General features: G+C 40.6%; 14 protein-coding genes. 3 read left to right on the top strand and 11 right to left on the bottom strand.

What is annotated here, in order from left to right; all coding sequences use genetic code 11:
- Positions 1-283: 283 nt before the first annotated feature.
- On the bottom strand, positions 284-1,492 hold the full coding sequence (gene hmpA, locus ACFX4H_RS02915) for an NO-inducible flavohemoprotein (RefSeq protein ID WP_249597581.1): 1,209 nt from the start codon (positions 1,490-1,492) through the stop codon (positions 284-286).
- Positions 1,493-1,662: 170 nt separating this feature from the next.
- Here hmpA and ACFX4H_RS02910 point away from each other — a divergent pair, with 170 nt between their 5' ends.
- Positions 1,663-2,127 (top strand): RrF2 family transcriptional regulator, encoded by a 465-nt coding sequence (locus tag ACFX4H_RS02910; RefSeq protein ID WP_034307840.1) that lies wholly within the window; start codon positions 1,663-1,665, stop codon positions 2,125-2,127.
- A 15-nt stretch (positions 2,128-2,142) separates the two neighbouring features.
- On the opposite strand, the gene ACFX4H_RS02905 is transcribed toward ACFX4H_RS02910, so the two are convergent.
- The 4 genes from ACFX4H_RS02905 to ACFX4H_RS02890 form a co-directional block, all read right to left on the bottom strand.
- Positions 2,143-2,562: an HD-GYP domain-containing protein gene (locus ACFX4H_RS02905; protein WP_377434704.1), complete on the bottom strand. Its 420-nt coding sequence runs from the start codon at positions 2,560-2,562 to the stop codon at positions 2,143-2,145.
- Positions 2,563-2,580: 18 nt separating this feature from the next.
- Positions 2,581-2,892 carry an HD-GYP domain-containing protein gene (locus tag ACFX4H_RS02900; RefSeq protein WP_377433817.1) on the bottom strand — a complete coding sequence of 104 codons (312 nt, stop codon included), beginning with the start codon at positions 2,890-2,892 and terminating at the stop codon, positions 2,581-2,583.
- A 259-nt stretch (positions 2,893-3,151) separates the two neighbouring features.
- On the bottom strand, positions 3,152-3,337 hold the full coding sequence (locus ACFX4H_RS02895; protein WP_034307842.1) for a zinc-finger domain-containing protein: 186 nt from the start codon (positions 3,335-3,337) through the stop codon (positions 3,152-3,154).
- A 5-nt stretch (positions 3,338-3,342) separates the two neighbouring features.
- Positions 3,343-4,014: a reverse transcriptase-like protein gene (locus tag ACFX4H_RS02890; RefSeq protein WP_377433814.1), complete on the bottom strand. Its 672-nt coding sequence runs from the start codon at positions 4,012-4,014 to the stop codon at positions 3,343-3,345.
- Between the two features lie 221 nt (positions 4,015-4,235).
- Between ACFX4H_RS02890 and ACFX4H_RS02885 the strand changes: the two genes are divergently transcribed.
- Positions 4,236-4,649 (top strand): reverse transcriptase-like protein, encoded by a 414-nt coding sequence (locus ACFX4H_RS02885; RefSeq protein ID WP_063575784.1) that lies wholly within the window; start codon positions 4,236-4,238, stop codon positions 4,647-4,649.
- The gene (locus tag ACFX4H_RS02880; RefSeq protein WP_323602284.1) at positions 4,633-5,541 is read left to right on the top strand and encodes a DMT family transporter; all 909 of its coding nucleotides are present in this window, start codon (positions 4,633-4,635) and stop codon (positions 5,539-5,541) included. The genes ACFX4H_RS02885 and ACFX4H_RS02880 overlap by 17 nt, the downstream gene beginning before the upstream one ends.
- 41 nt (positions 5,542-5,582) lie before the next feature.
- On the opposite strand, the gene ACFX4H_RS02875 is transcribed toward ACFX4H_RS02880, so the two are convergent.
- From ACFX4H_RS02875 to ACFX4H_RS02850, 6 genes are all read right to left on the bottom strand, one after another.
- Positions 5,583-5,876 carry a DUF6123 family protein gene (locus ACFX4H_RS02875; protein ID WP_034307851.1) on the bottom strand — a complete coding sequence of 98 codons (294 nt, stop codon included), beginning with the start codon at positions 5,874-5,876 and terminating at the stop codon, positions 5,583-5,585.
- Between the two features lie 284 nt (positions 5,877-6,160).
- A complete protein-coding gene (locus ACFX4H_RS02870; protein WP_377434701.1) occupies positions 6,161-7,036 on the bottom strand; it encodes a 5'-3' exonuclease in 876 nt (291 codons plus the stop codon).
- Between the two features lie 85 nt (positions 7,037-7,121).
- Positions 7,122-7,949 carry a sulfurtransferase gene (locus ACFX4H_RS02865; protein WP_377433809.1) on the bottom strand — a complete coding sequence of 276 codons (828 nt, stop codon included), beginning with the start codon at positions 7,947-7,949 and terminating at the stop codon, positions 7,122-7,124.
- 11 nt (positions 7,950-7,960) lie between these two features.
- Entirely contained in the window at positions 7,961-8,722 is a 762-nt protein-coding gene (locus ACFX4H_RS02860; RefSeq protein WP_377433806.1) for a nucleotidyltransferase domain-containing protein, read from the bottom strand.
- A 15-nt stretch (positions 8,723-8,737) separates the two neighbouring features.
- Positions 8,738-12,451, bottom strand: a complete 3,714-nt coding sequence (locus ACFX4H_RS02855; RefSeq protein WP_377433804.1) for a dynamin family protein — start codon at positions 12,449-12,451, stop codon at positions 8,738-8,740.
- A 189-nt stretch (positions 12,452-12,640) separates the two neighbouring features.
- Entirely contained in the window at positions 12,641-12,805 is a 165-nt protein-coding gene (locus ACFX4H_RS02850) for a hypothetical protein (RefSeq protein ID WP_202315735.1), read from the bottom strand.
- Between the last annotated feature and the right edge of the window lie 75 nt (positions 12,806-12,880).

Genomic DNA, 12,880 nt, shown 5'->3' with positions numbered 1-12,880 from the left:
CCTCGAAATAAGGACGAAAAGGGCTGCTCTCCGTGGTACCACCTTCATTGAATGCAAATTCATGCATTCCACTTTGCCTGATAACGCCAGGATTTGCGCCTATGTTTTGCATAGGACTCAAGAAGCAGGTTCAGCGCATTCCTGTCGCGGGCCTTCCAGCAATTGACGCCGCTCTCTGTCACAGTGATTCTCGCATACTAATCTTCTCTCAACGTTCATTGTTTTAATATAGTATGCAAAATTATCTTCTTGATGTCAATAACATTCCTTCGATGAATGAACCTTATAGCGCCATGGCTGGGCCGAAGAATTCATAGTGGATTTTATCCGTATCTACCCCAAGCTCTTTCAGGTAAGTGATTATGGCCTTCATGAAAGGCACAGGGCCGCACACATAATAATCAGCCTCGGGTTTAACAATACTGCTCAATAATTCCTTATCAACATACCCTTGCTTTGCAAAATTCGGCAGGTTCTTATCATCCTCACTCGGATTTTTAAAGACAAAGGATAATTGATAGTTGGTAAGTTTGTGTCCTAGTTCTGTCAGTTCCATTCTGAACGGCTGTAAATGGCCATTATCGGTTGCATGAATGAATTGTACATCACGCTCAGGTGTCTGTTCAGCTACCGCATGTACCATGCTCATGAAAGGCGTTATGCCAACGCCTCCGCTCAAGAATACTGCCGGTGTTCGTTTATCCAAGTCGATGGTGAAATCACCTGCAGGAGCCGTTACGTCAATACTGTCACCCATCTGAATGGATTCATGCAAGTAGTTAGAGACCCTTCCATCAGGAGAGGTTCCCGGCTTTTCTTTTTTAACGGAAATACGGAAATAATCTTTTCCCGGAACATCAGATAAACTATACTGACGGTTGAATAAATGAGATTCACCCGGTATCTCGATCCGAACGGTAATATATTGTCCTGGAAGAAATGCCGGAACCTGATTTCCATCTGATGGCTTTAGATAAAAGGATGTGATTACGTCACTTTCCCGTACTTTTTCCACCACTGTGAATCGTTTGAAATCAGACCATCCGCCGACCTGATTGGAAGCTTCGTCGTACATTTCCTTTTCGATGCTAATGAAAACATCCGCAATGACTCCGTACGCCTCCCCCCAAGCTTGAAGGATTTCTTCTGTAGCCGAATCTTGTAACACTTCTTTGATTGCGCCTAATAGGTGTTCTCCAACAATCGGATAATGTTCGGCTTTGACTGCAAGGCTTCTATGTTTTTGTGCAATTTGCTTCACGGCAGGTAAAATCGTTTCAAGTTGATCTATATATTTAGCTGCTGCCAATACCGTGTTGGCAAGTGCAGTTTGCTGGCGCCCCTTTTTTTGATTGGCATGATTGAAAACATTTAATAATTCAGGATGTGCTTCGAAAAGATTTTTATAGAATACAGTTGTGATAGTTGTACCATGCACTTCTAATACAGGTACGGTTGATTTTATAATATCGATAGTTTTCTGGGATAGCATAGGTAAACCCCTTTTCATAAACAAGTATTTTGAATACATGTTTATATTAGAACTTAAATGCATTAAAAGCAATATTTTTTATACATCTTTTCAGATAATAAGTTTTCATGTTTATAAAATGTTCACATTTATGATATAGTCAAATGGGGATAGAATGTGAGGCGATAAACATGAGGTTGACGAGTTATTCCGATTACTCACTTAGAGTGTTGATTTACCTGGCTACCCACGACCACAGCAAATTATCAAATATCAAAGAGATTTCTGAAGTATATCAACTGTCTAAAAATCATTTGATGAAAATTGTTCATAATCTAGGTAAATTAGGCTATATTGAGACGATACGTGGAAGAAATGGCGGTTTCCGGCTTGCAAAATCACCCGCTGAAATAAATGTAGGGGAACTTGTGCGGAGAACCGAAGAAGATTTTTATCTAGTGGAATGTTTTAAAGATCACGATAACTGTGTGATTTCTCCCGTTTGTTCATTGAAATTTGTCCTTAACAATGCCTTGGATGCTTTTCTTCAAGTCCTTGATCAATATACGATTGCAGACTTCAGCGAAAATAAAGTGATGCTCAAAACCTATTTTGATTCGGTAAAGCAGAATGACGAAGAGCCCGATTTTTTATAATCGGGCTTTTTTCCATTAACCGATGATTCGTTCGATTTGCCATTCTTTTTCCATTCGCAAATCTATGATCTCTGTACCGGTTTTCAACAAAGCTTTAAGGGGATTGTATGGATCGATCATGATGATCGTCCCGAATCGTCCATTGGTAAGCATGACTTCTTTTCCTACCAACGTGGACATAAATCGGCTTTCAAGCTCCATTAGGATCTCAGGATTGAATTTACTGAACATATCCCTGTTCATTTGCTCAATCACCTTATAAAACGGCATGGCCTGATGATATACACGATTTGATGACATCGCTTGTAATACGTCGGCTATAGCGACGATTTCCGCATGAAGATGGATATCCTTTCCACTCAGCCCTAGAGGATAGCCTTGCCCATCTTCCCGTTCATGGTGCTGGAGGGCTGTTAATGCAATCGGTGGTGGGATTCCAGGGATATTTTTAAGTCATTCATATCCATAAATGGCATGGCGTTTCATATCTTCATATTCTGCCTCATTAGGTTTACCCGGTTTTTCCACTATATTATCCGAAATCCTTGTTTTCCCCATGTCATGCAGCATGGCTGCCAAAGTCAGGGCTGAAAGTTTTTCTTTGGATAATCCAAGCTTCATCCCTAGATAAGTGGCGATTATCCCGACACCGATATTATGCGGATACGTGTACTCGTTATCTGCATGCGGCTCATCGAAAAGGGAATAAATATCAGGATTCATTGCAGCTTCTGCAATGACAGGTGCATCTTTTGCTTTAATCAATACAATCTTTTTAAGCTGTATTTTTCTTCTTTACGTATATCTTGAAAGATGTTTTTCAATTGAAGAGAATCTTCGTTGATTCTATCCTGAATATTTACGTTAGGTTCGTATGATCTACCCTTAAAGCAAATTCTTTTTTCAATTCTTTCCTTATGCAATCAATTTGGGGTATGGTAAAAGGCTGTTTCACATGCTTCCACCTTCCATTTTTTACCTATAATACCATATCCTTCATTTCCTTGTGTCTTAATGAAAGCAATTAAGTTCGGTCACTAAGTTCATTGCCAAGCTGTTTTAGTTTTTCACCAACCGTGCATTCTGAAATACAGAACTGATGGGCATACGTACGCCCCTTCTCTTTTCGAAAATGCTTTCTTAAGAAACAATCTTGGCAAAATGAAGCGAGAACATCTTCCACTTCTTCATATATTTTTTTCCTGTTCATTGTTGTTATGGCTCCTTTGACCCAGCAATTTCTATTTTACTGAAAATGGCCTTTCCCTGCAGTGCAAGTGTGGCCAGGCGATCGGCTTCCTGGTTTTCCTTTCGAGAAATCGGCTTGCAGACAGGAATGATCTTTAATTTATCCAGTTTCGCTTCAATGCGGTCCAGCCATTTATTTAAGTTTTCTTCCATACAAGGCCATTCACCGGAAAGTTGATTTAAGACGACGAGAGAATCACCTTTAAAGACACAGCTTTGATGGTGGATTCCAAGTTCGTCCATCTGCCTGACCGCTTCATGAAAAGCCGCATATTCAGCTTCATTATTGGATTCGAATTGCTCCAATTTCACGTTGGTGCGTAACCGCAAGAACTTCTTTCCTTGACGATAATAAATGGCAACACCAATTCCTGCCACCTTTTCATCTTTTTGAAAACCTCCATCAAAGAAGACCGTCACATCCTGCGGTTCTTCCTCAATTTCCGTCAGGAGTTTCTTTAACTCCTTCTTGGTCCATGTTGTATCGAATTCATCCTTGAATTTCACTTCTTTCAGCCTTCCTGCCTTTTCAAGATCTTCCGTAATGACCAGTGCAGTCCCGGCATCAAGCCAATCCGAAACGAAATCGGCAGATGGTTTTTTTGAAGCTTGATATGTCCATTGCATAATTACCTTCAAAGATTTCCAGCTCCTTATCCATTCACGATTCATGCAGAACAGCTTACAATTTTCATACCTTTTTTTCGTCATACCCTTTATAATATATTGTAAGCATTTTAATCACTCTTTTTAATTATAGTTCCCATATCAGCCTGAAATTCTCATGTTTCAATCTTAATTTTACATGAAACGTTATTATATCGAACATTTTAACAGTTAAACTCGAGGAGGGGCACATCTTGATCGAAGTGTATATTGATGGTGCCAGTGCGGGCAATCCAGGGCCTAGCGGTGCAGGTGTTTTCATAAATAATAACGGTGTGGTCGAGAGGCATTCCTTTCCGCTTGGGAATATGGAAAACCATGAAGCGGAGTACCATGCCTTAATCAAAGCATTGGAGATTTGTGTGGCCAATGAGTATCAAGTCGTTTCTTTTCGTACGGACTCCCAAGCCATCAACCAAGCCATTGAAAAAAGATTTGCAAAAAATAAGTATGCCCTTTTGCTGGAACGGGCGTTAAAGCTTTCCGACGAGCTTGATTTATTTTTCATGAAATGGATTCCAAATATCGAAAATAAGTCCGCGGATGAGTTGGCGAGACGGGCCATTCGATTGAATAAGGCTGAGGAAAATCATGAACAAGACAGCTGATTTTTCATTATTATTCGTTGTATTCATCTGGGGTGTCACTTTTGTCATGGTCCAAAATGCGCTATCTTTTCTTGACCCCTTCACGTTTAATGCTGTCCGTTTTTTCATGGCGTTCGTATTCTTGCTCATCCCTTATTTATTTACTCTACACAAAAAGGGGAAAAACGGGAGCAAGGGCCTTTTTAAAGCTGGGTTTCATATTGGTGTATGGCTTTTTCTCGGTTATGGACTTCAAACGATCGGATTGAATTATACAACGCCTGCCAAGACTGGCTTCATAACAGGATTAAGTGTTGTCATGGTACCTGTTTTTTCCCTGCTGCTATTAAAGCATAGGCTTTCCCGCAATACAATAATAGGTGTCGCAGCCGCAACCATCGGACTTTATTTAATGACTTTCGCTGACCGCTCCAATTTGAATATCGGTGATTTGCTGGTATTTTTGTGTGCAATCAGTTTTGCCATGCAAATCATTACTACCGCTAAATATGCCAAGACCCTTCCCGCTTTAACGCTGACGTTGATTCAGGTTTCCACCGTATCTTTATTATCATTTGTTTCAGCTTTCATTTTCAAAGAGAATCATTCCGTCATCTTCAGCTCAGAGGTCATGTTACAGAGGGATGTATGGACTGCTTTGTTGGTTACGGCAGCCCTTGCCACAGCCTTTGCCTTTTTCGCACAAACTTTCTTCCAAGCCTATACTACACCTACAAGAGTGGCGCTGATCTTTTCAATGGAACCGGTTTTTGCAGCGTTATCCTCATACATATTGATAGGGGAAAAATTAACTTCCGCTTCCATCATCGGCTGCGCATTCATATTCTTGGGAATGATTTTTGCAGAACTGCCTGTTAAGAAAAAGAAACCGGTGACACAGGGGTTTTCTTGAAAAGCCCAAAATAAATCGGACTTCCAGTTACGAAGTCCGATTTATTTAAGTAGCCCCTGTTCTTTTGCAAACGATACCGCTGCACTACGCGTTTCAATGCCATTTTGTTTTAAGTTTTCCAAAAAGGAGATATAAAAGCTGCCATCAAAATTCTTTTGTACCTTTAATGTCAACTCTATTGCTGCATTGACTAAAATATCACTTGCATCCGTGTAGCGCTTACCAAAATAAATAAAACCAATCGCGTCATTACCAAAAGTGAATCCCTTACCCTCTAAAAAACTAACATACTCTTCAGTTGATTTCGCCACTTCCTCATCCACTCCATACTTCATGCCTTATTTTCATCTTACCGTATATCAAAGAATTTGACTATCCATTTTTCGACAAAAAAATCATCGTACAAAGTAAAGGACCGATGTCCCAGACTGTACAATTTGACCGTTGATTGGAACGTAGGGCACTCGCTTTCCGCGGGCGGCCCGCCCTCGGCGCAAGCGCCTGCGGGGTCTCCCTTCAACTCGCGGGCTAGTAGATCACCAATCTCTTAAATTCAGGCGGAAATTTAAAGGGAATTTCAAAAGGGGGAGCTCCCATTGGGAAGCTCCCCCTTGTTTGATTAGATCATGCGCAGTAATGTCCTGAATTCATGATCCCTAGCCAGATTTTTGACCTTTTCGCGATCATACTGATAGACCGCATCGTCCAAAGGACATGAAATTGGTACATCACATTTTATTTCTGCTAGCTTTCTGGATAAATGAAGCATATCGACAGCGGATTCAATTTTAGCCCGTTGCCCATTCGTCAATGAAGCAACATTTTCAAGAATGCCTTCGATACTTTGATACTGTATCAATAATTTCAACGCTGTCTTCTCCCCAATTCCTTTAACTCCGGGATAGTTATCAGCTGTATCACCCATTAAAGCTTTTAAATCGATCATTTGCCTTGGTGTAATCCCTTTCCACTCAAAAAAGCTATCGGGACTATGCACCTCATAGTTACCATACCCTTTTTTTAATAATAGGACGGAAATGTTTTCATCTATTAACTGAAGCATATCTTGATCGCCAGTCAATATACCCACTCGGCTATGCTGTGCAGATGCTTTGGCAATTGTTCCGATACAGTCATCCGCCTCATAACCAGATAGTCCTATGTTAGGGATATCGAATGCTTCAACCGCTTTTTTCGCTAAGTCGAATTGAGGGATCATTTCGACTGGAGCTTCTGATCGATTCGCCTTGTATCCATCAAATAATTCATTTCTGAAAGTCTTGCTGCCCATATCCCAGCATACCGCTACATGACTGGGTGAAAAGTGATTCACCGCCGTCAGCATATGCTTCAAAAAACCTTGAACGGCATTGGTCGGGATGCCTTTGGAGTTAATCATGAATTGACCAGTAACGGCCGTTGCATAAAAAGCTCTAAATAAAAGCGCCATTCCATCGACAAGCATAAAGGATGGATGCTGCTCATTTTCTTTCATTAACACATTATCACCTCTATCATGATGTACTTCCATTTTAACATAACTGTCCCTTTTTTTAAGGATCGTTTAATTGGTAAAAATATTATTCAATTGGATTATCATCATACGAGATCCAGTCACTGAAACTGCCAATATAAATCTTCACATCTTTAAAGCCCGCTTCTTTCAGGGCGATAAAATTGGGTGAGGCCGTTACACCTGAACCGCAGTACACAATGATTTCCTTATCTTTACCAATGCTTGTAAAATTCGACTGAAGATCTTCCTTCTTTTTAAAATAGCCATTTTCCAGAACGTTCGTCCACACCTTATTTACTGCACCAGGTATATGGCCGGCTTTTTTATCAATTGGCTCCTCGATTCCCTCGTAGCGCTTAGATTCCCGTGAATCCATTAATACGATATCGTCAGGTCTATTCAAAGTGTAATCCTTCACTTTTCGAAAAGATGCAAAAACGTGCTCATTTAAATCGATACGATATTCGGTTGGCATATAATTCATTTGAATCGAGTCAATCGGATAGCCCGCATCCCTCCAGGCGCGATATCCCCCGTTCAGGACAAAGACTTTCTGATGCCCAAGGTAGCTTAGCAACCAGACAAACCTGGAAGCAAAAGAACCTTCCCCGCCATCATAAGCGATAAGTACAGTATCGTTGGTGATTCCATTTGATTCCAGTTTATCTTTAATGGTTTCCAGGTCAGGAAGAGGATGTCTTCCGCCATGATCTTGAACCTGACCAGATAAGTCCTTTTCAAGATCGAAATAAACAGCGCCTAAAATATGGTCTTTTTTGTAATCATTATACCCTGCATCAGGAGAGCCTAGTTGAAAGCGGCAGTCACAAATTCTGATATCTTTAGAATTCAACAACGGCAACAGCTCTTCTTTTTCGATTATAAAACTCATATCATAACCCCCTATTCCAAAATGGCCCAAATCAATTCATTAAGTTCCATTTCCATGTTCTTCCCTTGATGTAGCCTAGTTATCTCATTCTTTATGGGAAGTGATTTCCCTTCTATTAGCGAAAGATTATTTTCACTTTCATTGTTGCTTATACATCCTTCCATTTGTTTTGCTTTAAATATCCGGGTCATCCTGCTTTTCATTCCTTGATCCATTGAAACCGAATCAAGTAATTCCCATACCGATAATGGTGGCAGCGAACCCCGTTGGATGATATATTCAAGGGTTAAATACGAACGGTATACTTGTACCCATATTTTTAGCCCTTTTCTTTCGGAACCCCTTGTTTTTGTCAATTGTTGAAGATTGTCGCTCATCATCCGATAGTAATGGTGCCCCAGTGCCTTTTTGGAATAGCAATCCGCTATCAAACCAGTCATCTTCCTATAATAATCCGGATGGGTGATCAACCTGATAGGTGACTGAAACAATTCAAATAGAGCAGGGTTACTCTTTAAGGTAAGTCGGGATGATTTAAAGAGATCCCAGCCTTCCATGTCAAATAGGCCTTCTTTCACTTGAATGACTTCAACTGGCTTACTCAAGCTCAAGTATGATCGCTTATCATTATGAACATATATAAACCGAACATCGTAATCCGATTGGACCGATGATAAACCAAAAGAATGGCTGCCAGTAACAGCAGCCATCAATATGGTTATATCCTCATTTTTTTCCAGGTATCTCAAGCGTGAAATAAGGTTTTCTTTCATGAATGAACCTCGTTTCTATTTCGAATGCATTTTAGCCAATTCCGCTACAGCATTTTCATAATACGGTAAATCAACCGTTTCCTCCAATGCTGCACGTAAACCTGCAAAGATATCCGATACTTCCGTCTTAAACTCTTTTTGAATCGCGAGTAGCTCTTGATCGAAGACTTCATTATACATTTCGTAAATCCGCTCCCCCTGTTCTTTTGCATATATAAGGGCAGGTTCATCCAAACGCTTCTGAAGACCTTCGCTCATTTTCGCTTTTTCATTCTTTTCAAAGAAAGATTTTGGATTCTTGAATAATGCCAATTCCTTTTTGAATTCCCCTGTATCCAATTGGGCAAAAGCTCCAGTGAATTCAAGGGATTCCCTCTCACTGGGTTCATATGTCTGTAATGAAAGGGTTCTTCTTATTTTTTGCATTTGCTGAAGCAAACTGCCCTGTTTCTCATTCAGTAATTTATTTACGAACATTTCCGTCCTTAAAGCCGTTGCCCGCATTTCCTGGGCAAGGTCAAAGCCTAACGCATCCAATAAGTTCTTCATCGATTGCTTGAGGACAATTTTCAGATCGCCTCCATCATCTTTTAAAACAGCTGGATTGAACGATTCTTTGAAGAAATCATTAAACCGGAAGAAGACCCGTTGTTTACTATAGAAAGTCAATTCGTCTATCTCTTTTTTCAACCGTTGCTTTTCGGCATCCCCTTTAATGACTGAAAGGAGTTCCGAAATGGCCTGTGACTCATGAGAAAGTGTCTCCAGGGCTTTTCGTTTCGCTTTCTCATCCTGTCTGGAAGCTGTAATTACATCTCGTAGCAATTCTTCGGTTCTTTTTACAGCCGCTTGAGCCGATTCAATCGCAAGTCCAGTTAAATCGTTTTCTATGAAAGAATCGAATTGGCCTTGGAATTCCATGATTCCGCTATTAGGAAGGAATGAATGCTTAAACGAACCAGGCGTTTGTTTTTCCATCAACGCCCCCTTACTCGTAAGCGGGAACAGTTTTGGAAAACGGATTCCGAATCCATTCAATTGATCTGTGACATAATCCATCACTTCGTCCAATTCGTCAGTCGTTTGTGCCAGGTCGACGGCATTGACGATGAAAAACATCTTATCCATAGCGAAAGAATCTTTCACACGTCCAAGCTGTATCAGAAACTCCCTGTCTGCCCGGGAAAATGGATGATTATAATAGGTCACAAATAGGATGGCATCCGAATTCTTAATATATTCGAAAGCTGCTCCAGTATGGCGTGCATTAATCGAATCGGCCCCAGGTGTGTCAACAAGGACCATCCCCTGCTTTGTCATTTCACAGTCATAACGCAATTCGATCAGATCAACAAGACATGACTTGGACTCTTCCGCAGCAAACCGTTTAAATCCTTCAAGGTCTACCGTAACCACATTTCCTAAATCATTTTGGTACTCGGGAAGCCCTTGATGAAACGCCCTAAGAAACGATAAGTGCGTTTTACCCTTATCAACTTCCCCTGCCTTCGCAATGATTTGCCCTGCTAGTTGAAGTGCTTCATCCAGAGTCTTTGCCGATTTATCAAAAGCTGCCAATGCCAGGCTTACATCTTCCAACAGCATCGCTTCGGTCTTTAATTTGACGGTTGCCGTTCCATGTGGATGCTCAGCGTCCGAAGACATGATTTTGTTGATTGCGGCAGTTGTCGGATTTGGTGAGACAGGAAGGACGCTTTCTCCCATCAAAGCATTGGCAAAGGAAGATTTACCCGCGCTGAATGCACCGAAGAGGGCAACCGTGAACGTCTGTTGTTCCAAGCGATTTGCCTTCTCTTTCAATTCTTTATAAAGCGATTGAAACCCTCTCAGAGGTTGGATCAGCTCGGCCGCCTGTTTTAAACTCGCTGCAGTTTCCATCAGCTTTTCTTTTCCGCGTAAATCAGTAGCATCAGATGAAGAAACAGTCACGGAAGGTACAGCTTCCTTGATTTCTTTAACATGATCACTTACAGATTGTTCGTTGACGGACCTTGAATTACTTACTTTATCGGTTGTCATGATTTTGACTGTAATATTTTTTTCCTCTTCATTCCATTCAGTTAACAGCATATCGATTTCACGCTCATCGACCAATGATTCAGTTTGATGGGCAATGGCCTCTAAACGTTCCGTTTGGTACTCGATTTCCGCGTTCATCGCAGCAGTAACTTTAAGAGCTTCCGCAAATTCAGAAAAACCTTCAAGTTCCTTATCGATGGACATGGACTGCTGTTCCACTATTCCTTCCATAACGGTAACCATATCATTCAAAAATCCTTCTGATACATCACGTGCTTTCTTTTTGATGGCTGATGCCAAATCATTCGTATAGTTTAAAACGTATTCACCCGTAATATCGACTTGAGGCTTCAAAGAGTTTTTTATGTAAGATTCCGTTACCTCGATCTGAAGTGCCTGAGCCTTACTTTCAAGTGTTGAATCATGGATTTCCGCTTGATTAAGCGTTTTAACCGCCAGTTCTTTAAGATGCCATTCAAGCTGGGTTTTCACCTTTTCTTGCAGATCGCTCAAGAACGCCTTAATACGTGCCTCACGTTCGGCATCCGTTTTTTTCTTGGCAAATAATAGACCCATTTTAAAGTCCGGCTGAGCCGATTCCAAGAATGATTTACCTAGGTCCCGTGTTGCCGCCGGCATGATGTATGCGCCTTTTAAAATGGTTTCCAATGCATCGGCATACTGGCCCTTGATTTCCTCTATGCGTCCAGTCAATGATTTTTTTTCTTTCAATAGGCTGTCCACCTGATTCGTCAGGTGTATCCGCTCTTCATGAGGCAGTTCTGATAATACTTCAATATCATCGGCATGTTCCTCTTCATACTGCTCCTTCAGCCAATTAAGATGTCTTTCGACAAGGGCATTAGCCGATTGCATGATGGCATCCTTCCCATCATTTAAACCTTTGCCCGCCATTTCATATATGAATTGCTTGACCACTTCTATTTCATTTTCGGTATTGTTCAAGTCTCTTACGGATGTATAAAAAATACCATCAGGATATACATTCCAGTTCGCAAAAGCTTCAGAAACGGAAAGCTTGAAGTCTTGGAATCCAAGCTCCTTCTCATCATGCTTATCGATCATATTGATAATCAAGTATGTCGGTTTTTCAGCCTCCAACAATTCTTTCGTGAATAGGAAGTTCACTTCTGATTGGACGTGATTGTAGTCCATGACATAAAAGACGACATCAGCTAGATGCAGGGCAGATTCCGTAGAAACTCTATGTGCATCGTCTGTCGAATCGATTCCTGGCGTATCCATGATCGCACATGAATCCGGCAGTGAAAAATCATTGGAACTTATCGTTATTGCCGATACTGAATCTCCATCCTTGGCAAATTTCTTGACCTCTTTAAAATCATAAGGTGCGGGAAATAAGACTGGTGGCTGATGATGGTAAAAGACTTTGGCATAGTCTTCCCCTTTTTGTACCTTTACCGTATTTGCACTCGTAGGAATCGGACTTGAAGGCAATACTTGATCACCAAGGAGAAAGTTGATCATACTAGATTTCCCCGCTGAAAAATGACCGCAAAAAGCAATGATGAACTCCTCATTATTCACTTTCATGATTAGCTGTTTCATTTTATCTGCATTGCCTGTATCACCTGCCGATTGAAATTTCTCATACATGGCAGTCAAAATCCCCAATTTGGACTGTTGCTTTAATGTTTCTTGAATCATGAATCCATACCCCTTAATCTATCGTCATTTTGATATTCTTATTGTAAACGATTTCGTTTGTTATTCATACCGTCAGCTTTATTTTTACTATATGATTCATTACAGGCCATGTTCAAAAAAAAACCACCAATTGGTGGATTCGCGCAATTTGATCATATTGTTGGAATGCAAAAAAAAAAACCAGGATGTTTACCTGGTTGTTGGGGTGGGGTTAAAAGCAGCTCGGTTTTCCATTGGTGACTCGGTATAAGGTTTTACTGCCTTTGCCGGTTTTTGAATATTATTCAATACATGTTTCATCACAAAACCATATGTAGCGATTGTCAATAAAATGAATACCCAAACCATTACCAACACCATCCTCTTTTATATTGATTAGCTTTTAGTTTTTAATTAAAATAAATGATTGAAATCCGAATGAGAATAATT

This window comes from Peribacillus sp. YIM B13477 (genome assembly GCF_042787955.1).
GTDB classification, from domain to species: domain Bacteria; phylum Bacillota; class Bacilli; order Bacillales; family DSM-1321; genus Peribacillus; species Peribacillus frigoritolerans.
Note: the sequence above shows the minus strand (reverse complement) of the source record. Positions and strands in the feature narration are given on the sequence as shown.

Excerpts from the sequence above, each read along its gene's own strand:
- hmpA (WP_249597581.1), bottom strand. The coding sequence starts at position 1,492 with ATGCTATCCCAGAAAACTATCGATATTATAAAATCAACCGTACCTGTA.
- ACFX4H_RS02910 (WP_034307840.1), top strand. The coding sequence starts at position 1,663 with ATGAGGTTGACGAGTTATTCCGATTACTCACTTAGAGTGTTGATTTAC.
- ACFX4H_RS02895 (WP_034307842.1), bottom strand. The coding sequence starts at position 3,337 with ATGAACAGGAAAAAAATATATGAAGAAGTGGAAGATGTTCTCGCTTCA.
- ACFX4H_RS02880 (WP_323602284.1), top strand. The coding sequence starts at position 4,633 with ATGAACAAGACAGCTGATTTTTCATTATTATTCGTTGTATTCATCTGG.
- ACFX4H_RS02875 (WP_034307851.1), bottom strand. The coding sequence starts at position 5,876 with ATGAAGTATGGAGTGGATGAGGAAGTGGCGAAATCAACTGAAGAGTAT.
- ACFX4H_RS02870 (WP_377434701.1), bottom strand. The coding sequence starts at position 7,036 with ATGAAAGAAAATGAGCAGCATCCATCCTTTATGCTTGTCGATGGAATG.
- ACFX4H_RS02865 (WP_377433809.1), bottom strand. The coding sequence starts at position 7,949 with ATGAGTTTTATAATCGAAAAAGAAGAGCTGTTGCCGTTGTTGAATTCT.
- ACFX4H_RS02860 (WP_377433806.1), bottom strand. The coding sequence starts at position 8,722 with ATGAAAGAAAACCTTATTTCACGCTTGAGATACCTGGAAAAAAATGAG.
- ACFX4H_RS02855 (WP_377433804.1), bottom strand. The coding sequence starts at position 12,451 with ATGATTCAAGAAACATTAAAGCAACAGTCCAAATTGGGGATTTTGACT.